Genomic DNA, 19924 nt, shown 5'->3' on the forward strand with positions numbered 1-19924 from the left:
CCCCAGCCCCTCGGGAGCCTCCTGATGTTCATCCGTGGCCACCTACTGCCTGCTGCCCGCCTCTCACGTCTAGTCGCCGACGGCATGGTCGCCTGAGTCGACGTACGAAAGATTTCAGCGAGCCCGGGAAATCGACGGCCCGGTGAAATCAAAAATGCCAAGAGGCGGAAATGATACGCGTTCTCATCGTAGAGAATACGAACCTGGTCCGCGGCGGGCTCGTCGCCCTGCTCAACGCACAGCCCGATATGTTGGTCGGCGCCGCCTTAGAGTCCGCGGACAAGGCACTGCCCACCGCCCTGGAGACGAACCCCGACGTGGCCCTGATCGGCACCGGCCTGGCGCTCGGGGACGGATTCGGGGTCGCGCGCGCGTTGCACGACGAGTTGCCCTCCTGCAGCGTCCTGATCATGGCCGACCGCCGTCGGCCGGGCGACCTGCGCCGCGCGGTGGCCGCCGGAGTGATGGGCTATCTCCTCATCGACACCCCTCCGGAGGACCTGGCCGACGCCGTCCGGCGGGTCGCGCAGGGGGAGCGGGTCATCGACGCGGAGCTGGCCTTCGCGGCCCTCGAGACCGTCGAGAGCCCCCTCACCGACCGGGAGCTCGACGTCCTGCGGCTGGCCGCGCAGGGAGCGTCATCCGCCGAGATCGCGAACCACCTGTTCCTGTCGGTCCGCACCGTCCGGAACCACATGTCGCGCGTCATCGGGAAGATAGGGGCGCGCAACCGGGTCGACGCCATCCGCATCGCCGACGACGCGGGCTGGCTCTGAGCCGACGCCGTTCAGATCGCCGACGACGCGGGCCGGCTCTGAGCCGACGCCGTTCAGATCGCCGACGACGCGGGCCGGCTCTGAGCCGAGGCCGTTCGCGGCCCAGTGCCCGTGCAGGTCCCGGTACGGCCCGCAGCGGGTCAGCAGGTCCTCGTGGCGCCCGAGCCAGGCCCGCGTGCCGTCGAGCATGAGCACCCGGCGGGCCCGCCGGGCCGAGGTCATCCGGTGCGCGATGACGATCAGGGAGCCGGGCCGCGCGGCGAAGGCCGCTTCGGCGCGCTCCTCGGCCGCGGCGTCGAGGTGACAGGTGGCCTCGTCCAGCAGGACGAGCCGCGCCGGGGACAAGTACGCGCGGGTCAGCGCGACGAGCTGGCGTTCGCCGGCGGACAGCGCGGCCGGGTCGACCTCGGCGTCGTACCCGCCGAGGCGTTCGACCAGGGCCGCCAGGCCGACCGCGGCCGCTGCGGCGGCGAGCTCCTCGTCATCCGGCCGTGCGGTGTCCCCGCGCAGGTAACACAGGTTGTCGCGGAGCGTGCCGCCGAAGACGTACGCCTCCTGGGGGATGAGCGTGCGGGCCTCCGGCGTGACGTCCGACGCGGGCGTGCCGCCCAGGAGCACGGTGCCGCGCGCGGGCCTGAGCAGCCCGGCGACGAGCAGGGCCAGCGTCGACTTGCCGATGCCGCTCGGGCCGACGACCGCCAGGTGGTCGCCGTCGGGGACCGACAGGGACAGGTCGTCGATCACGGGCTCGGCGTCCGGCCCGTACGCGAAGGTCACGCCGGTCAGCCGCAGGTCGCCGCCGTCTCCGGTGGGGCGCGGCACGGCGGGGACCTCGCCGGTCTCGACCAGGCGGTCGAGGGTCACCGCGAGGCGCAGCCCGCTGCCGCCCAGCCCCCGGATGGCGGTGTGCAGCGCCGGGGCGAGTCCCTGCAGGACGTACGTGAGCGCGCCGAGCACCGCGCCGGGCGTCGCGCCGTGCCGCAGCAGCCACGGCGCGGCGGCGACGATCGCCAGGAGCGGCAGGCGTCCGCCGACGGCCAGCGCGATCGTGCGGCCGGCGGCGAGCCGCGCCACCGACCGAGCCGCCGCAGCCTGAGCGTCGATCAGCCGCCCGATGTCGGCGGCCATGGCGTCCTCCGCGCCGCAGGCGACGATGTCGCGGAGGCCGGTGGCCAGCGCGGTCGCGGATCCGGCGATCCGCTCCTCGGCGAGGATGAGCTCCCGCTGACGGGTCATCGCCCGCGACACCATGCCGAGGAACAGGCCGAGTCCCACCGCGACCGGCGGCACCACGAGGAGCAGCGTCACCGGCATCAGCGCCGTCAGGCCGATCAGCGCGCTCACGAGCGTGAACACGAATCCCCGGACGACCACGAGCAGGCCCGCGAACGTGTCGCGGACGATCTCGACGTGCTGGGTGAGCCGGGCGACGGCGGCGTCGCCGGGGCGGCCCGTACGCACGGCCTCGTGGACGGCGCCGCGGACGACCCGGCGGACCAGCGCGTCCCGGAAGGGTTCGACGATCCCGGCCAGCGGCCGATACGCGGCGGCGCTGCCGACCGCGCCCGCGGCCGCCGCCACGGCCAGCGCGGCCAGCCAGACCAGTCCCGCCTCGACGCGGTGGGCCAGGAACGCGTCGGTGGCCCCCGCGACGGACCGGCCGAAGACCAGGACGGGCGCGGCCTCGACCGCCGACCACACCGCGAGCAGCACCGCCTCGCGAGGGTGGCGGCGTACGGCGGCGACCAGCACCCGGGTGCCGCCGAGACGTCTCCACCGCCGTGGCATCAGCGGAACACCTCCCGGTACTCCGGATCGGCCCACAACTCCCGGTGCGGAGCGCAGGCGCGGATCCGCCCGCCGTCGAGCCAGGCCACCAGGTCGGCTCTGGCCGCCGTCGCCGCCCGGTGCGCGATGATCAGCCGGGTGCGCGGGTCGCGCGTGAGGACGTCGCCGATGTGCACCTCGGTGGCGGTGTCGAGGCTGGAGGTGGCGTCGTCGAGGATGAGCACCCGTCCGGGATGGGCGAACGCCCGGGCCAGGCCCAGCCGCTGCAGTTCACCGCCGGAGAGCGGGGCGGCGTCCGGGGGAGTCTCGTAGCCGGCGGGCAGGCGCCGGATGAACCCGTCCGCCTGCGCCGCACGGGCCGCCAGGACGGCCTCCCCACCGGTCGCCCGTGCGGGGTGGGCCGCCGGGGCGGCCTTCTCGCTCGTCGTCGACCCGTTCGCCCGCACGACGTCGCCCGTGATCGCCTGGGCGATGGTGGCCCCGAAGAGGGCGGGCCGGGCGAATGCGTATCCGACCGTCTGCCGGAGCGCCGTACGGCTCAGGTCTCGCAGCGGGACGCCGTCGAGCAGGATCTCGCCCGTGTCCGGCTCGGCGAGGCGACCGGCCAGCGCGGCCAGCAGCGACTTGCCCGATCCAGACCGGCCGACGACGGCGACGGCCCGGCCACCGGGAACCGCGAGGTCCAGGCCGTCGAGGACCGGTGCGGCCGACACCCCGCGGAACTCCAGGCGTCCCGGCCCCTCCGGCGGCGATGCGGTGCCGTGGGCGGGCGGCTCCCGGTCCAGTACCGGAGCGAGGCGGGCGGCCCCGGCGCGGACGCGGGCCAGCCGACCGAGCTGTGTGATCACCGGGCCGATGTCGGCGCCCAGCCCGGCGTACTGGGTGGCGGCAAGCAGCCCGCCCGCGGTCAGCCGCCCGGCGGCCAGTTCGTAGCCCGCGACGGCCAGGACCGCGATCTGCAGCAGCGGAAGCGCGAGGGTGCCCCGGCCCGCGGTCGCGGCCTGCACGCGCCAGGTCCGGTGCCCGTGCGCGGCGAGCTCGGGAAGGGGCGCAAGGATCCGGGCGGTCTCGCGATCGGCGGTGCCGGCGGCCGCGACCGTCCGGTTGCCGGCCAGCGCCTCGACGAGTCGCGCGGCGATGACGCCCTGGACGGCCAGATAGCGGCCGACGATGGCGGAGGTGTCCCGGACGAAGGCGTTCAGCACCACGACGATGACCGGGAGGCCCAGCGCGAACGTCAGCGCCAGCCAGGGGTCGAGCACCAAGAGGGCGATCATCCCGCCGACCGGCGGCAGGACGGCGGTGACCGCGAGGACGACGGCGGACGGGGCGAGGCCCGTGTCCGTGGTGGCCGTGACGGCCCGGCTGGTCACGTCGCCCGCCGCGAGACCGGACGCCGACGGGCCGAGGGCCAGCAGGCGGCGTACGAAGCGGTGCCGCATCCGGGCGGTGGCGGCGGCCGCGCTGGTCCCGACCGCGAGTTCGGTGAGGACGTCGCCGGTCATGGCGGCGGCCACCAGGGCGGCGTAGGCGAGCGGCCAGGTGGACGTCCCGCCGTCATGCAGAACGCCGTCCACGGCGCGGCCGAGGACGGCCGGCAGGAGCGTCTCCGCTCCCGCCCGTACCAAAGAGGTGACGGCGAGCAGGCTCGCCCAGACGCCGCCGTCGCGGATCGCCCGAATCACGAGCCCACTCGCCGTCATCGGTCTCCCTGCCTTCATGGTCCGGGCCATGGTTCCCGGGACCAGATGTCCTTCATCAGAGGCAGACAGTGATGCTGTGCGAGCTGTGGCACAGCAGGCTCAGGCTGCTGTTCGTCTCGCCGCCACCACCCGGGGTGGACTCCATGCCCTGCATGTCGAGAAGCGTCATCGTGTTTCACCTCCTCGCCGTGTTCGTGTCTCCGACACCCGCGAGGGTTCTCGCGGGTTGCTCTGGTGCCGCCAGGAACGGCAGGTGGACCGGCCGGTCGTGCAGTGCCGCGCCGAGCGCGAGCAGGACGCCGGCGGTCCCGGTGCCCAGGTCCATCGAGAGCCGGAGCAGGTTCTCGCCGATGAAGGCCAGGCCGCCCTCGTACGAGACGGCGTGCCAGGCCAGGTCGCGGATGTGCGCCGCCGCCCGCGGATCGCCCTGCCGGGCGAGGTGGAGGAGCATTCCCGCGCGCCCGCTGAACAGGCCGGACTGGGCGTAGTAGACCGAGCGGGCGGCGACCCGGATCGCCTCGCGGGCCTCCCGGAACCGCTCGTCCTCCCGGTGGGCGAGATAGTCGTCGATCACGAGACCGATCCCCACGCTGCCCCGGCCGAGGTACGGCAGGATCCGTGAGCCCTCGTCGACGTGCAGCGCGCCGTTCTTGTCGGTCACGCATCGCTGGAGGTCCAGCCGGATGGCCGCAGCGGCCAGGTCGAGAAGGTTCGGGTCGCCGGTGCGCTCGTAGAACCGGACGAACATCAGCGCGGGGCCGGACATCCCGCGCAGCAGCCCGGGTCGGGCGGGCGCCTCGGTCGCCGCCACGACCTGGTCGGCGACCGACTGTGCGGCCCGCGCCGCCGCGTCCCGGAGGGCCGGCGCCTCCAGCGGCCCGGCGAGCCGCTCCAGCGTGAGCGCGATGCCCGGCAGTCCGCCGTACAGGTCGGTGCCGAGACGATCCCACCGCTCGCTGAGGCAGATGTCGACGACCTTGCCCGCGGCGTCGAGGTGCCCGAGGTGGGCCAGCGTGAAGGCGGCGCCGTACAGCCCGTCGTACAGACCGAGACCGCTGCCGGGTGGGGGGTTCGTGGCGTGCTCGATCAGCCAGCCATCGTGCTCGACCGCGCATCCGGTGACGTCCAGGGCGTAAAGGACGCCCGCCGCGCCGTACGCCAGGCCGAGGGCGGTGCCGCCGAACTGCTGGATGTCGCCGGGGAACAGCCGGTCGTCGCGGTCCGGCGTGGCACTGGCCAGGATCGCCCTGCTCAGCGCCGAGCGCGCCTCTTCCCAACCGCCCGGATCGGGCTGGATCGAGGGGATGGACCCGACGATCCGGCTTTCCGTGGCGACGTCACGGGAGATCTCCGCCACGGCCGACTCGAGGTAGCCGTCCGGCAGCGGGAACCGCTCGGCGATCACCTCGGCGAGGTGGGCTGCCTTCGTACGGTCGAGCTGGAAGATCGTGGTCAGCGGCGCGAACAGCGCGAGCTTGAGGCACGCGAGGCAGTATCGGTCGACGGCGACGCCCCGACGGTCCGGCGGGGCGAGGAATCCCGGGTTGGCGAGGATCTGCCGGCCCTCGTCGGCGGCCGGCGCCGCCGTCTCGAAGTCGATCAGCGCGACGGTGTCGTCCGGGCGCACCATGATGTTGAACATGTGCAGGTCGTTGAAGACGATCCCGCGGGAGTGCACGGCCTCGACGACGCGTTCGGTGCTCTCGTAGACCTGCAGCGCCCACGCGGTGTACTCGGCGACCCGGCCCGGATCGGGTTCGGGGTCGAGCAGCGGATGCCGCTCGGCGAAGAAGGTGTTGAGCGGCCGTCCCTCGACGAACTCCTGAACGAGGAACTCATGGTGGCCGAGGGTGAAGTAGTCGTGCACCGCGGGCACGCCGTCGATGCCGGCGAGGCGCCGCATCATGTCGCGCTCGCGGCGGAGCCGGGTCACCGCGTCGGCGCCGTCGGCCGCCAGTCCGGCGTACGGCCGGCCCTCCTTGAGCACGACGCGTTCGCCGGTCCGGGTGTCCTCGGCGGCGTAGACGCCGCCGCCGTTGGAGAAGTGGAGCGCCTCGGTCACCTGGTACGGCAGGCCCGCCATCGTCACCGCGTTGCGGGCGTCCAGGTGAGGGCGCAGGCAGTCCGGCACGGTAACCCAGTCCGGCACCCGGAAGACCGGGTCCCGGCGGTCGGGTACGAGCCGTCCCTCGCCGTCCTCGATGGCCGAGACGAGCCGTCCGTCCTCGTCCTTGCAGTGGCGCTCGGCGAAGCCACCGTAGCGCACGTAGAGCGGGCCGTCCCCGATCCGCAGGTCGGTGAGGATGTACGGACCGGGCTCGCCGGCGAGGAGTTCGCCGAGGTCGTGCAGGATCCGCTCGAGCTCGGCGTCATTCCGCGGGTAAATGGTGATGAGTTTCCCGCTCCCCCCGCGTCCCGCGTATTTCGCGTTGCGCATCAGAAGGACGTCGGAACTGCGTAGGTGCTTGAACGAAACCGTCCTGGGAACGCAGTAGTCCCGGACTCGGACGAGCACGTCTTCGGCGTTCTCGTGACACGCCGACACGTGGATCTTCCAGCCCTGGCGGGGGATCTCCTGGGCCGGCGGGACGTAGACCAGCCATTCGCTACGGCGAATCCGCTGCCATCCCTCGGGGAGAGGCTCGTCGGCGATGGCGAAAGCCGGGCTCTCCTGACCGTCCATGACGTCATAGAAGAGCCGGTCTTTCTGGCAATACACCTCGTACTGCTTTTCCACCGCTGTGTCCTCTGCTCGGAGGAGTGGGCTGGTCTGGTGAGTTCCGGGTGTTACGAGAAGAGAGAATGGCAGGGCGCGCTATGCGTCGCCTAGGGACAAGTGTCACGAATGACTCGTGAACATGTCCTATGGCGGCATGTGACCGTGAAAGGGAACAAGCAGGCGGACAGGGCATCTGCCCAGATGGCTGCCTTTTCGGGAATGGCTACCAGACGGTATCGAACGATGTGGGCGATTCTCGCGACCTTCGTTCTGGGACGCGTTCGGTGGTGCTCCCCGGGCACCGCCGGCCCCGCGCCCCGTCTCACCGCTCGGTTCGCCGCCCTGCCTGTGGGGCGGGCGCGACGCGGGCCGGGGGAAGGGGCCCGTTCCGGCCCGGTCCGGCCGGGACGAAGGGACCTGACGGCAATGCGCACGACGGCGACTGATGGCAGGATGGGGCGACGACGGACCGGGTGTCGGCCGGCCGAGCAATGGATCTGTATTGCGTCGGATAAAACGCGATGATCTTCTGCGAGAGGCCGCGCCGGTCAGGTTAGATCAGTGTCACCTTCGGGTATCCGTTACACGGTGTCCGACGGTAATGACTATGCGTATCAAGCATGCCGGTCAGCTGGGCTGTTCGACCGGCTATCCGGTGAGGAGAAGGCACATGGCTGCCGATCCAGGCTCACTCGCCCTGGCAACACCTTGGCGCAAAAGCACGCGCAGCGCATCGGGCGCCTGTGTCGAGGCCGCCGTCGCGAAGGTCCTGCGCTCGGGTCCGGATGCGAGCGCAGCTGACGCACACGGGGCCGACACTTCGGGGCCGTCCGGCGACTGAGCCTTGCCGGCGTTCGTTCGCGCGTCTTGCGATCGCCATCAGGCGAGGCGGCGGCGACGATCAGACGGCCGGCGGGGTCCCGCCGGTCATCTGAGTGACGGCCGCTGTCGTGGACAACACTGCGGCCCTCGGCGAACGTCCGGGTCTGATGTCCATCACGGTGACATCAACCGATCGTATTGGTAAAGTCACATGGCGTGAAACTGGCGGTGCAGGTGAAGCTGCTGTCGACGCCTGAGCAGGCGGCGGCGCTGGCGGCGACCCTGTCCCTGTGTAACACCACGGCGAATGAGGTGTCGGCGGTCGCGTTCGCCCAGTGCGTGTTCGGCCGGCAGAAGCTGCAAAAGCTGGTGTACGCGGATTTGAAGGCGCGGGGGTTGTCGGCGCAGCCCGCGTTACATGTGATCCGTAAGGTCGCCGACGCCTACACCACGCTGCATGCTCAGATCGAGGCGGGTCTGCTGGGCGGTGAGCACTCACGTCGGCGCCGCAAGGCCGTCTCCAAGCCCATCACCGTACGAGGCGACGCTGCCCAGCCGTTCGATGACCGATGCCTGTCCTGGCAGATGGACGCCCGCACCATCTCGATCTGGACCGTCCAGGGTCGTCTTCGCGGCATCGCCTTCACCGGTGAGCCCGGGCAGCTCAAGTTCCTGGCGGCCCACCGCAAGGGCGAGACCGATCTGGTGCACCGCGATGGGATGTTCTTTCTGATCGCCACCTGTGAGGTCGAAGCGGCCCCACGATTCGAGCCTGTCGATTGGATCGGGGTGGATCGGGGGATCGTGAACCTGGCCACCACCTCCGACGGCGACAACCACCAGGGCAAGGGCCTTGCGCGGTACCGCCGGCGCCAGGCCCGGCTGCGTACCGAACTGCAGGCCAAAAAGAGCGCGGGCAGCCGGTCGGCCGCTCGCCGTCTGGCCCGCCGCGCACAGCGGGAGGCGCGGCACGCCGCCAATGAGAACCACAAGATCAGTAAGACGATCGTGGCCGATGCCCGACGCACCGGACGCGGTATCGCGCTGGAGGAACTGAGCGGGATACGCGATCGGGTACGGCTCAGGCGGCACCAGCGGGCCACACTCTCTTCTTGGCCGTTCCACCAGCTCGGCACCTTCATCCAGTACAAGGCCCAGCGGGCCGGGGTGCCGTTCTTAGAGGTGGACCCGGCCTACACCTCCCAGCGGTGTCCCGTGCCATGGTGCGGGCGCACCGAGCGGGCCAACCGGCCCGACCGGAACACCTTTCGTTGTCGCCGGTGCGGGTTCGCTGGCCCCGCCGACGTCATCGCCGCCACCAACATCCGGAAACGGGCGCGGGTGGCGTGGGCATTCGTCAGCATGCCCGTCCCTGACCCCGACACTAGGGGGAAGGGAGATGCGACCCTGGCACGACACCCAGCCGCGACGGGGAGCGCGACAAGGCGTGAACACCCGAGCCCCAAGCTCGAACGTTCACGGCCGAGAAGCTGACAGGGAATCAGCTCGCGAGGCGATGCGCGGCCTATGCGTGCGGTAGACGGCTCGGGCGATCTTCGGGGTCGTCGCCCTGCAGACTGTGACCGTTCTCGTCAGCGGTATCGGCGGTTGACACGGACCCCGGGGGCGTTGCGTCGACTTAGTCGAGCGGTAGGGACGGTCGATGGGCCGATCATCTTGCGGGTGCCCGTCGCCAGGCGTTTCGTCGTTACAGGTGCAGAGCGCCCCCTGCGTAAATGTGTCAAACAGCACCGACACTGACCAGGTCGTCAGATAGTGTCCAATAGACCCTGATCCTGGTCAAACCTAGGTCCGAACAAGGGATCGGCGATCGTTTACGAGGGAGTCTGATATTAAGAGCCCTATTATGGTCATTACGGCCACAATAACGGGATTCTTCTTGGCGTTGACGTGTGTCGCGTTGTCGCCATTGGCGCTGGATCGGGCGGGAGCCACATATCATGCCAATTGGTTGCAGTTGGCCAACATAGGGCAAGCCTATGAAGGCGCGATCTCCCTGCTGACCATTTTTACGCTGCTGGGGGTAGTGATATCGGTCGTGCTTCAGGTGAAAGAGGTCAAGGCGAACCGGATGCAAAATCTGCGATCGATGCACTTGGGATTGATGCAGATTGCTTTGAGTGACCCGATCTACGGACGTACGTGGACCGCTTCTGGCGCTGCGACCTCCAAAGAGCGACTGCAAGAAGTTCAGTTCATAAATATAGTGTTCTGGTTCCTTATGTTGCAGTGGGAGCTCGGTGAGATGACGGAGTCGCGTCTACGGGAGACCTTCTCGAAGGAGATGTTCCCAAACGCTGCGTCACGCGAATACTGGGAGCATGCCGGAGAGATCGTGACCAAGGGTGCGGAGACGCGGAAGCAGATGCGATTTTACGCCATCGTGGAGCAGGAATACCGTAAGGCGGTTACTCAGGGTAAGGCTTCCGTTCCTTCGGCTACCCAAATAGCCGAGGCCAGAAGGCGAAAAATCCGAAGGAACACCACTGTTGGTCTGGTGGCCTTTGGGGCGCCTATCGTGTCACTCGTCCTGGCGTTCAAGCGTAAGACTCGCTGATCGGATCGCGCCGTGTCCCCTGGACGCGGCAGAGCGGTCTTCGGGATCGTCGCCCTGCTGGCCGTGATCGTTATCGTCAGCGGTATCGGCGGTTGACGCGGATCAGGGGCGGCCGTCCGGCGTCGACGTAGTCGACCGCGAGGGCCTCGGCGATGAAGAGCACATGGTCACCCGCCGTGACGTGCTGCCGGGTCTCGCACTCCAGAGCGGCCGAGCCTCCCTCGATCACCAGCGCGCCGGAACTCGGGCCCCGATGGTGCGGCTCTCCGGCGATCAGCAGCCGAGCGCTGGGCCGGCCCGCCGCCGCGAACCGGCCGGCGATCGCCCGCTGGGCCGCGGACAGCACCGTCACGGCCCAGCGATCGCACCGGTGCAGGACCTCGCCGAGGTACGAGCCGGTGCCGACGCCGATCAGGACCATCGGCGGGTCGAGGGAGACGGAGGAGAACGCGGTCAGGGTCGTGCCGATGTCGTCACGTCCGTCCCGTACGGTCACGACCACGACGCCGGTCGCGAACGTCGCCAGCGCCTCGGTGAAGTCGGCCGGCGTGACCTCGCCCACGGTCACGCCGTGCCGGGTCCGGGCGTGCGCCCGGTCCCCATCAGCGGATCTCCCAGGCGCCCGGCAGCATCAGCGGGCCGCCGGAGGGCAGGCCGATACGCGTGGCGACTCCGGTGAGCGGGCCCCACGCGTCCACGCGCGCGCTCGCGGCCGTACGGTCGTCGCTGGACTCGGCCGGACGAAGACGATCGAGCGGCGAGACGCGAGGGTAGGCCCGCACGGGCGCGTCGGCGGCCAGCCCGGCCTTCTTCCTCGCCAGGTCGAGGGCGTACGCCAGTCCGCCGAGCTCGTCGACCAGGCCGCGTTCGTGGGCGTCGGCGCCGGTCCACACCCGCCCCCGGGCCAGCTCGTGCACGCGCTCGCGGGACATCGCGCGGCCCTCGGCCACCTTGCCGACGAAGTCGTCGTACACCCGGTCGAGGAAGGTGTTGATCCGCGACCACTCCTCGTCGGTGAAGTCACGCGTCGGCGCGTACATCCGGGCGTGCGCGCCGTGCTCCACGCTGCCGAGCCCGATGCCGAGCCGGTCGAGCAGGTCACCGATGACCGGCTTGCCGATGACGACCCCGATCGAGCCGGTCAGCGTGCCCGGCTGCGCCACGATGGTGTCGGCGGGCGCCGCCACGAAGTAGCCGCCCGACGCGGCGACGTTGCCCATCGACACGATGACGGGCTTGCCGGCCTTGCGGGCGAGCACGACCTCGCGCCAGATCGTGTCCGACGCGACGTACGAACCGCCGGGGCTGTCGACCCGGAACACGATCGCCTTGACCTTGTCGTCCCGGGCCGCCGTGCGGAACGCCGCCGCGACGGTGTCCGAGCCGATCGAGGCGCCCTGTCCCGGCAGGAGGCCGCGACCGCTCCGGCCCAGCCGGATCGGCCCATGCCCCTGGATCAGCGCGACGACGTCCTGCTGGGGGCGGGGTATCCGCTTGGTCACGGCCTGACCCCGGTTGTACCGCGCGACGTAGCGCAGCCGGACCTCGCCGCCGCGGAAGCCGCCGGCCGCGGCGCGGACCTCGGCGTAGATCTCGTCGCGGTAGGCCAGCCGGTCGACCAGCCCGGCCTCGAGGGCCTCGGGGCCCAGGAGCGGCGCCTGGTCGATCAGCTCACGGACGCGCTCCTCCGGTAGCCCGCGCCCGGCGGCCACCCCCGCGACCACCTGCGCACCGATGGAGGAGACGATGCGGTCGGACATCTCCCGGTGCTCGGGGGTGTACGTGCGCTCCATGAAGGTGTTGGCGGCCGTCTTGTACTCGTGTCGCTTGGCGAAGCGCGGCGTGATCCCGGCCTTCTCCAGCGCCTCGTTGAAGAAGGGCTCTTCGAGCGCGACGCCGGTCAGCGCGAGATCCCCCGACGGCTGCAGGTAGATCCGCTCGAACGCGGTCGCCAGGTAATAGGGGACGGTCCCGCGGCCGGTCTCGCCGAAGGACTCGGCCCAGGCCACGGTCAGCTTGCCCGCGTCGCGGAACGCCTGGACGGCCGCCCGGAGCTCCTGGGCCACGGCCAGGCCGAGCCGGCCGCCGCCGATCCGTACGATGAGCGCCTTGACGCGAGGGTCGGAACCGCCCTTCCGCAGCCCGGCCAGGACGTCCCGCAGGTGCGCCCGGCGCATCGAGACCAGCGCGGACACCGGGTCGGCGGGCGGCCCTTCGACGATCCCGTCGGTCAGGTCCAACTCGAGAATCAGCGGGGCGGTGCGCCGCTCCCGCGCGTCTTTCAGCAGGTCGACCACTGCTCCGGCATCCACCATGAGCCCAACCCTATGCGGCACGCGCACGTACCGGGGCGAGGCCTGGTGATCAGGCCGCAGGGTATTCGAGTCACCCGGCGGCCCTGGACCGCCCCGTGTGGGCCGGCGCTCATGGACGGAACGCCGGCCCCGTACGGCTCAGTGCAGGCCGCTGTCGAGGGCGGTCATCAGGGGGCCGGTGTCACCGGACATCTCCCAGATCATCGCGCCGAGCAGGTTCTTGGACTTGATGTAGTCGGTCTTCTTGCCGATCGACCACGGGTCGTCGAAGGACCACCACTGGCCGTTCGCGCCCGTGTAGCAGTACGTCGCGATGGCCTGTTCGTCGTGGTAGACGGTGCAGCCCGGAACGTTCGTGGCGATGTTCTTGTATCCGCGCGTGCCCGCCTCCTCGGGGAAGTCGCCGGGCGCCGCGCCGTTCGCCGCCTGCCACTCACCGTTCTTGCCGCCGTCGGCCACCTGCTGCCAGCCCCGGCCGTAGAACGGGATCCCGATGGTGAGTTTCCGGGTGTTCACCCCGGCGTCGGTGTAGACCTTCACGGCCGAGTCGACGCTGAAGTGGGTGGAGTAGGGATCGTCCGTGTCGACGTACAGGTTCGCCTGGTGGCCGGTGCGGTTCGGCTCCCAGGAGTTGTCGCTGCCCGAGCCGTGGAAGTCGTACCCCTGCACGTTGGCGAAGTCCAGGGAATTGAAGATCTTGGACAGGTCCCAGCCCGCGTTGATCTTGACCGGGTCGGCCGGGGTGAAGGCGGTCAGCAGGTATCCGCTGCCGAGGGCGTTCAGCTGGCTGCGGAACTCCGCCAGCAGCGCGGTGAGGTTCGCCTTGTCGGCGGGGTCGTAGTGGTTGCCGGGGTGGCCGTCCGGGCTGCCCGGCCACTCCCAGTCGACGTCGATGCCGTCGAACACGCCCGCGCCGGTGCCCGACCCGCCGGTCCCGTCGGACGACACGGGCAGGTTGCCCTTGATGAACATGTCGAGGCAGGAGCTGACGAGCTTCTTGCGCCCGGCGTCGGTCTTGGCGGCGTCGGAGAAGAACTTCGAGTACGTCCATCCGCCGATCGACACGAGCACCTTCAGGTTCGGGTACTTCGCCTTCAACTTCTTGATCTGGTTGAAGTTGCCCTTGAGTTTCTGGTCCCACGTGTCGCCGACGCCGTCGACGCTGTTGGCCGCCGATACCGAGGCGCCGTAGTCGGCGTACGCGTCACCGGCCCCGGTGCCCTGGTCGGGGTCCTCCGGGTTGGACGTCGTGCCCTTGGTCGTCTCGGCGCAGGTCAGGTTGGTCGGGTCGAGGTTCTCGAACGCGTAGTTCAGCACGGTGAGCTTGCCGGCCGCGCCGTCGGTGTCGAGGTTCTTCATCCAGAAGTTGCGGCCGTAGATGCCCCACTGGGGGTAGTAGCCGACCTTCTGGTAGGTCCCGCCACCGCCCCCGCCGCCGGACTGCGTCGTGCCGGACACGGTGGCGCTCTTGGCGGACTCGTTCCCGGCCGCGTCCCGGGCGGTGACGGAGTAGGTGTGGCTGCTGCTCGCGGCCAGCCCACCGATCGTGGCGCTGGTCGAGGTCGTGGTGGCGACCACCGTGGACCCCTCGTAGACCCGGTAGCCCGTGACGCCGACGTTGTCGGTGGACGCCGTCCAGGAGAGGCTGATCGAACTGGACGTCGTACCGGTCACGCGCAGGCCGGTGGGCACCGTCGGCGGCGACGTGTCACCGCCACCGCCTCCTCCGCTGCCGTCGCACGGCTGCCCGTTGAGCTTGCAGTTCAGCGGCGTGGCCGACTCGGGCGCGCCGGTCCAGCCGAAGCTCGCCGACGCGCCGGGCGCGAGCGTGCCGTTGTACTCCCGGTTGGTGAAGGTGTAGTGGGTGCCGCTCTGGGTCATCAGGGCGTCCCAGTACGCGCCGACCGAGCCGCCGGCGGGCACGTCGAACTCGACCTTCCAGCCGTTGAGGGTCGTGGAACCGCCGTTGGTGATCGTGTACTTGCCCTGGTAGCCGCTGCCCCAGCCGGAGTCCTTGGTGAACGTGGCGGTCGGGGCGGTGGCCGCGTGGGCGGACGGGGTCGAATGGGGCAGGGTGAGGAGGGCCGCCGCCGCGAACGCGACGACGAGCCGGAGGATGTTCCGTCTCAAGATGGCTCCTCGGTGTGGCGGGAGGAGCACGGCGCCGTACTCACTGAAAAGAAACTTTCTTTTCAGTGCTCGGAAGCTAACCCGGTGGAGAGACGCCGTCAATGCCCGAAAAACCAGTGGTCAGCCGGGTGGTAAGGGCGGTTTTCGCCGGTAGCCGTCCCGACCTGCCCGTTACCCTCACTGGTATGGGCGACGGGGACGGCTGGGTGAATTGCGACGCCGGTCATCGGCACTGGGGGCGCCACGGCGCGGCCGGTCTGCTCCTGTACCACCTGGCTCCCGAGCCCCACGTGCTCCTGCAGAAGCGCGCCCGGCTGTCCATCGGCGGCGGCACCTGGGGGATCCTCGGCGGCGCGCGGCACAGCCACGAGGACGCGATCGCCGGCGCGCTGCGCGAGGCGGGGGAGGAGAGCACGCTCGACCCGTCCGTCGTCCGGGTGCACGGCCTGATCGGCGAGCACCACGGCGGCTGGTCGTACGAAACGGTGATCGCATCCGTCGCCGAGCGGCCCGACGTCCGCCGGGCGTCGTTCGAGACCGCCGACGTCGCCTGGGTCCACGTCGATCAGGTGCCGCGCAAGAGGCTGTTCCCGGCGTTCGCCGACGGCTGGTCCCGGCTCCGCGCCGCGCTGGTCCGGCCGGTCCTCGTCGTCCACGCCGCGGCGCTCGACGGCGCGGACGGCCCCGCTCGGTGGCGCGATCGGCTGGCCGCCCTCGGCCCGATCGAGAACCTCCCCGGCACCGTCGCCGACCTGTCCTATCCCGAGGTGGTCATCGCCTCCGCGGACGCCGCCCTGCCCGCGGGGGAGGTGGACGGTACCGGCGAAGGCACTGAACGCGTGGCCGGGAACGGCGTACGAATCCTCGTCCTCCGGGACGGTGCGCGGGATCTCACCCGGCTCGTCGCGCCGCGGGCTCCGGACGAGCACCGGGTCGTCGTCACCGACGATCCGGTGCTGCGCCGCCGTGCCGAGGAGGCGGGCGCGACGGTCGCCGACCCCCGCTGGCTCCTCGGCCTGCTCCGTTGAGCGTTACCAGGGAAGCGGGCCGTTCTCGTCGAAGTAGCCGCAGGTGGGCCCGTCGTCGCCCAGCAGCGCCAGGTCGATGGCGACCTTGGCGCTCTGTTCGGGCGTGCGTACGCCCCGGTGGCCGTTGAGGTCGGTGGCGGTGTATCCGGGTTCGCAGGCGTTGACCTTGATCGCGGTGTCCCGCAGCTCCTTGCCGTACTGCACCGTCACCGCGTTGAGCGCCGACTTCGACGACGCGTACGCGAGGTAGGACGGCACCGTCGAGTCCGGAGCCGCGTGGGAGCCGATCGACGCCAGCCGGCTGGACACATTGACGATCCGCCCCGCCGGGGAACGCCTCAGCAGCGGCAGCAACGCGTGCGTCACGGCCACGACCCCGAACACGTTCGTCTCATAGACGGTCCGCATCGCCGACACGTCCGTCTCGCTCGGCGGCACGGGCACGGGGCTGTCGGTGATCCCGGCGTTGTTCACCAGGATGTCGAGCCGGCCGAAGCGCTCCTCGATCCAGCGCGCCGCCTCGGCGATCGACGACTCGTCCGTCACGTCGAGGCGCACGGAGTGGAACTCACCACCGTCGTCGTTCAGCGCGGCGACGGCCTGCTCGCCTCGTGTCCGATCACGGGCGGCCACCAGTACCGCGCAGTCGTGTCGCGCCAGCCCGCGAGCGATCTCAAAGCCGATGCCCTTGTTCGCCCCGGTCACCAGGGCCAGTTTCGATGTCATGCGATGATCAAAACTTTTAGAGCGCGCTCTAAGTCAACCCTGCCGCTTGGACCCCGGGCGGTCGGGCATGGTGGCGCTATGACGGAGCAGCACTCGGGCCAGGAGCCCCGAAGGCCGGTTCTGATCGTCGACGGGGCGAATGTCGTGGGCGCCACGCCCAATGGCTGGTGGCGGGACCGCGCCGGCGCGGCCGAGCGGCTGCGCGACCGGCTCGCCCGCCTCGGCGCGGTGGAGGGACTGCCGGGAGCGGGCTCCGGCACCGCCCATCCGGAGGTCGTCCTGGTCACGGAAGGCGCCGCCCGGGGCGTGCCCAGCGTGCCCGGCGTACGCGTCGTCGAGGCGCCGGGCAGCGGCGACGACACGATCGCCCGGCTGGCCGCGCCCGAGGCGGGGGAGAACCGCACCGTCGTCACCGCCGACCGCGAGTTGCGACGCCGCGCCGAGGCGGCGGGCGCCTCGGTCGTCGGCCCCAGCTGGCTCCTGGGCCGCCTGCCCTGATCCGGACTCCATCGAGGATGTTCTCGGCTGAGGGCCGCGAGACGCGAGCGGGCCCCGGGACGGTCGTCCCGGGGCCCGTCTCATTTGGTGATCAGTGGAACTGGTGGGGCTGCTTGGGCAGTACGACGTGGGTCGGGCCGCGCCACTTCTGCTCGGTGGAGAAGGCCGAGGCCGACGGTGCGCCGCCGATGATCACGGGGAGGGTGATCTCGCTGCCGGCCAGGTCGACCGTCACGGCGGCGCCGGTGGCGTCGTCGTCCTGGGTGTCGGCGTCGGTGCCGATGAGGACGAGGGCGAGGCGGTGCCCGGCCTTGAAGCGGTAGTCCTGCGGCAGGGTGTTCCAGCGGACCGTGTAGGTCGTGCCCGGCGTGAGCGGCGACGGGTGGCTGAGGGACGTGCGGTTCTGCGCGTCGAGGTAGCCGCGGGTCACCACGTTGACGTCGGACGTCACCGTGTCCGTGACCACCTTCCGGTAGCAGGCGTCGTCGCCGGCCGTGCTCTCACCGTGGCAGTCCTCGGTGGTCAGCGTCTTGACGCCCGATCCGGCGCCCAGGTAGTTCACCCGGGTGTCGGTGCCGTAGTCGACGAGCAGCGCGCCGAGGTTCGCCGTCGGCCTGTCGAGCTTGATCTTCAGGCTGACCCGCGGCGTGCCGGACAGGCGTACGTCGGTCTTCAGCGGCGGGGTCGTGTAGGCCAGCCGGTAGGGCTTCGCGGTGGTCGGGTCGGCCACGGTGTCGGCCTCGGCCTGCTTCGTGTCGCTGTACGTCCCCGTCCCGGACCCGGTCTTGAGGCCGAGGGTGCCGTCCGCCTGGGGGCGCAGGCCGAGCTGCCGGGTGTGCGGCGCGGGCCAGTCGGACTGGGCGGCCCACTGGTCGGGCCCGACCTCGACGTCGGCGCGCGGCTGCTTCATGATGTCGTTCGGCAGCTTCCACAGCCAGTGGTCGAACCACTGGTGGAGGGTGTCCACCCAGACGTCGCGGCGGAAGTCGAACGGGTCGACGTGTCCGTACTGCGACAGCCACACCTTGCGCGGCACTCCGCGCTTCGCCAGCGCCGCCCACCAGATGGAGAACTGGCTGGGCTTGACGTTCAGGTCGTTCAGCCCGTGGATCGCGAACACGCTGGCGTGCACCTTGCTCGCGTCGGCGATCGGCCCGGTGCGGTAGTTCCGCTCGTTCCAGAAGGCGTTGTAGTTCCCGGTGGCGTCGTCCTGGCCCTGGGCGAGCCGCTGCTGGACGGCGGCGCACTTGGCGGGCGGGTCGGTGTCGACGACCTGCGCGAGGCCGTCCTCCTCGCCCTTGAACCAGATCACGCCGTTCATGCGGCTGTAGTCGTACCAGGAGCTGATCGCGGAGATCGGCACGATGGTGTCCAGGCCCTTGACGCCCGTGGCCGCGACGCCGTTGGCGAGCGTCCCGTCGTACGACTTGCCGATCATGCCGGAGTGGCCGGTGGACCAGGTGGCCTTGACCGGCCTGCCCTGGGCGTCGAACGCCTTGGCCCGGCCCCCCAGCCAGTCGATGACGGCCTTGCCGCCGAGCACGTCGGAGGCGCCGCCGGAGGTGGGACAGCCGTCGGACTTCGTGGTGCCGTCCATGTCGACGTTCAGGACCGCGTAGCCGCGCGGCACGAAGTAGTTGTCGTAGAACAGCGGGAACTTGACCGGGTTGCCGTTCGCGTCGTACGTCTTGCGCTCGGACTCGTTGCCGCGGCCGAGGTTGTCGTAGTACGGGCTCTCGTCGATGATCGCCGGCACCTTCAGCCCGGCGTCGGTCTCCCGCGGCCGGATGATGTCGACCCGGATGAGGTCCTTCTTGCCGTCACCGTCGGAGTCGACGCTCGACTGCACCCGGACGAACTCCCGGATGGCGTTCTGGTACGAGAAGACGGGCTGGGTGACCCCGCCCGCCACCTTGATCGTCGGCTTCTTCGCCGCGTGGGCGGCGGGCGCCCCGGTCGCCGTGAGGGCGGCCGCGACTGCGATTGAGGCGAGAACTCCTCGCCGTGCTGAGATCCGCACGCGCTACCTCCTGGGGTTGCGCGCGCAATCTCTCGTACCACAGGGCCCTGTCACAACATCATTGCCACATGTGGCCCGGTGATCATTGCCACTGCCGCGGCGTCGGTACCCCGGTCAGAAGCGGTTGAGCGGCCGGATGTTCGGTGCGATCGCCGAATTCAGCTGGAGCAGCACCACGAGCGCGATGCTGACGTACGTGTTGACCACGCACAGCGCGAACGCGGCGGCGTACAGAGCCTGGGGGATCACGATCCGGCGTTGGAACGCCTGCGGGAACCCGGGCGTGAGCTCGGTGTCGAGGAGCTCGGCGGACCGCGCGTACCGGAGGGCGGCCAGCAGCAGCAGGCCGAGCGCCAGCAGGTTCACCCAGTAGATCGCGACGGCGATCCGGAAGGTCATGAACTTGGCCAGCAGGGCGGTGGTGAACGGCAGGAGGGACACGCCGAGCAGGAAGGTCAGGTACAGCCAGGCGAAGTTCCGGTCGCTGCCGCGCAGGTGGTTGAACAGCGTCTGTGAGCCGATGTAGAACATCCCGAGCGTGAGGAAGCTCATCAGGTAGGTGAGCAGGTTGGGCCCGACCTCGCCGAGGAGACGCCACAGCTCACCCTCCGAGGACAGGGCGTCACCGCTCCACAGCGGCCGCTGCGGATGGATCAGCTTCTCCGCAGGCACGTGCAGGTCCAGCACGAGCAGCGTGAGCACGATCGCGAACACCCCGTCGCCCAGCGCGGACAGCCGCTCCACGCTGCTGCCGGCGACGCGGTGGTACAGCGAACGATGATCTTCAGACACGGCCCCATCATGGCCGTGACGGCGACACG

14 protein-coding genes and 1 pseudogene are annotated in these 19924 nt (G+C 70.5%); 5 read left to right on the forward strand and 10 right to left on the reverse strand.

What is annotated here, in order from left to right; genetic code table 11:
• Positions 1–170 precede the first annotated feature (170 nt).
• The gene (locus ABD978_RS21355) at positions 171–776 is read left to right on the forward strand and encodes a LuxR C-terminal-related transcriptional regulator (protein ID WP_345357089.1); all 606 of its coding nucleotides are present in this window, start codon (positions 171–173) and stop codon (positions 774–776) included.
• A gap of 318 nt (positions 777–1094) precedes the next feature.
• On the opposite strand, the pseudogene ABD978_RS21360 reads toward ABD978_RS21355, so the two are convergent.
• The 4 genes and pseudogenes from ABD978_RS21360 to lanKC form a co-directional block, all read right to left on the reverse strand.
• Positions 1095–2564 (reverse strand): annotated as a pseudogene (locus ABD978_RS21360) (ATP-binding cassette domain-containing protein); the annotation flags it as partial.
• Complete coding sequence (locus tag ABD978_RS21365) at positions 2564–4267, reverse strand: ATP-binding cassette domain-containing protein (RefSeq protein ID WP_345357092.1); 1704 nt, start codon at positions 4265–4267, stop codon at positions 2564–2566. The pseudogene ABD978_RS21360 and the gene ABD978_RS21365, both read right to left, overlap by 1 nt.
• A gap of 55 nt (positions 4268–4322) precedes the next feature.
• Positions 4323–4436, reverse strand: coding sequence for a SapB/AmfS family lanthipeptide (locus tag ABD978_RS21370; protein WP_345357096.1), 114 nt, complete (start codon positions 4434–4436; stop codon positions 4323–4325).
• A gap of 6 nt (positions 4437–4442) precedes the next feature.
• Positions 4443–7004 (reverse strand): class III lanthionine synthetase LanKC, encoded by a 2562-nt coding sequence (lanKC, locus tag ABD978_RS21375; protein ID WP_345357099.1) that lies wholly within the window; start codon positions 7002–7004, stop codon positions 4443–4445.
• Positions 7005–8024: 1020 nt separating this feature from the next.
• Here lanKC and ABD978_RS21380 point away from each other — a divergent pair.
• The gene (locus ABD978_RS21380) at positions 8025–9302 is read left to right on the forward strand and encodes an RNA-guided endonuclease InsQ/TnpB family protein (RefSeq protein ID WP_345357102.1); all 1278 of its coding nucleotides are present in this window, start codon (positions 8025–8027) and stop codon (positions 9300–9302) included.
• A 478-nt stretch (positions 9303–9780) separates the two neighbouring features.
• Complete coding sequence (locus tag ABD978_RS21385; protein WP_345357105.1) at positions 9781–10386, forward strand: DUF6082 family protein; 606 nt, start codon at positions 9781–9783, stop codon at positions 10384–10386.
• Between the two features lie 76 nt (positions 10387–10462).
• Here ABD978_RS21385 and ABD978_RS21390 read toward each other — a convergent pair whose 3' ends face one another.
• The 3 genes from ABD978_RS21390 to ABD978_RS21400 form a co-directional block, all read right to left on the reverse strand.
• A complete protein-coding gene (locus tag ABD978_RS21390; protein ID WP_345357514.1) occupies positions 10463–10948 on the reverse strand; it encodes a flavin reductase family protein in 486 nt (161 codons plus the stop codon).
• Between the two features lie 40 nt (positions 10949–10988).
• A complete protein-coding gene (gene sppA, locus ABD978_RS21395) occupies positions 10989–12701 on the reverse strand; it encodes a signal peptide peptidase SppA (protein WP_345357108.1) in 1713 nt (570 codons plus the stop codon).
• 138 nt (positions 12702–12839) lie between these two features.
• Positions 12840–14831, reverse strand: a complete 1992-nt coding sequence (locus ABD978_RS21400; RefSeq protein ID WP_345357111.1) for a glycosyl hydrolase family 18 protein — start codon at positions 14829–14831, stop codon at positions 12840–12842.
• Positions 14832–15016: 185 nt separating this feature from the next.
• On the opposite strand from ABD978_RS21400, the gene ABD978_RS21405 reads away from it, so the two are divergent.
• Entirely contained in the window at positions 15017–15859 is an 843-nt protein-coding gene (locus tag ABD978_RS21405) for an NUDIX domain-containing protein (RefSeq protein WP_345357114.1), read from the forward strand.
• Positions 15860–15862: 3 nt separating this feature from the next.
• Here ABD978_RS21405 and ABD978_RS21410 read toward each other — a convergent pair whose 3' ends face one another.
• Positions 15863–16585, reverse strand: a complete 723-nt coding sequence (locus ABD978_RS21410) for an SDR family oxidoreductase (protein ID WP_345357117.1) — start codon at positions 16583–16585, stop codon at positions 15863–15865.
• 78 nt (positions 16586–16663) lie between these two features.
• On the opposite strand from ABD978_RS21410, the gene ABD978_RS21415 reads away from it, so the two are divergent.
• Complete coding sequence (locus ABD978_RS21415) at positions 16664–17083, forward strand: PIN domain-containing protein (RefSeq protein WP_345357120.1); 420 nt, start codon at positions 16664–16666, stop codon at positions 17081–17083.
• Between the two features lie 91 nt (positions 17084–17174).
• Here ABD978_RS21415 and ABD978_RS21420 read toward each other — a convergent pair whose 3' ends face one another.
• Both ABD978_RS21420 and ABD978_RS21425 read right to left on the reverse strand, forming a co-directional pair.
• Positions 17175–19103, reverse strand: a complete 1929-nt coding sequence (locus ABD978_RS21420) for a Xaa-Pro dipeptidyl-peptidase (protein WP_345357123.1) — start codon at positions 19101–19103, stop codon at positions 17175–17177.
• 114 nt (positions 19104–19217) lie between these two features.
• A complete protein-coding gene (locus ABD978_RS21425) occupies positions 19218–19895 on the reverse strand; it encodes a TMEM175 family protein (protein WP_345357126.1) in 678 nt (225 codons plus the stop codon).
• Positions 19896–19924: the final 29 nt, after the last annotated feature.

Source organism: Actinoallomurus liliacearum (assembly GCF_039542035.1).
In the GTDB taxonomy this organism is placed as follows: domain Bacteria; phylum Actinomycetota; class Actinomycetes; order Streptosporangiales; family Streptosporangiaceae; genus Actinoallomurus; species Actinoallomurus liliacearum.

Excerpts from the sequence above, each read along its gene's own strand:
- ABD978_RS21355 (WP_345357089.1), top strand. The coding sequence starts at position 171 with ATGATACGCGTTCTCATCGTAGAGAATACGAACCTGGTCCGCGGCGGG.
- ABD978_RS21365 (WP_345357092.1), bottom strand. The coding sequence starts at position 4,267 with ATGACGGCGAGTGGGCTCGTGATTCGGGCGATCCGCGACGGCGGCGTC.
- ABD978_RS21370 (WP_345357096.1), bottom strand. The coding sequence starts at position 4,436 with ATGACGCTTCTCGACATGCAGGGCATGGAGTCCACCCCGGGTGGTGGC.
- sppA (WP_345357108.1), bottom strand. The coding sequence starts at position 12,701 with ATGGTGGATGCCGGAGCAGTGGTCGACCTGCTGAAAGACGCGCGGGAG.
- ABD978_RS21405 (WP_345357114.1), top strand. The coding sequence starts at position 15,017 with ATGGGCGACGGGGACGGCTGGGTGAATTGCGACGCCGGTCATCGGCAC.
- ABD978_RS21410 (WP_345357117.1), bottom strand. The coding sequence starts at position 16,585 with ATGACATCGAAACTGGCCCTGGTGACCGGGGCGAACAAGGGCATCGGC.
- ABD978_RS21415 (WP_345357120.1), top strand. The coding sequence starts at position 16,664 with ATGACGGAGCAGCACTCGGGCCAGGAGCCCCGAAGGCCGGTTCTGATC.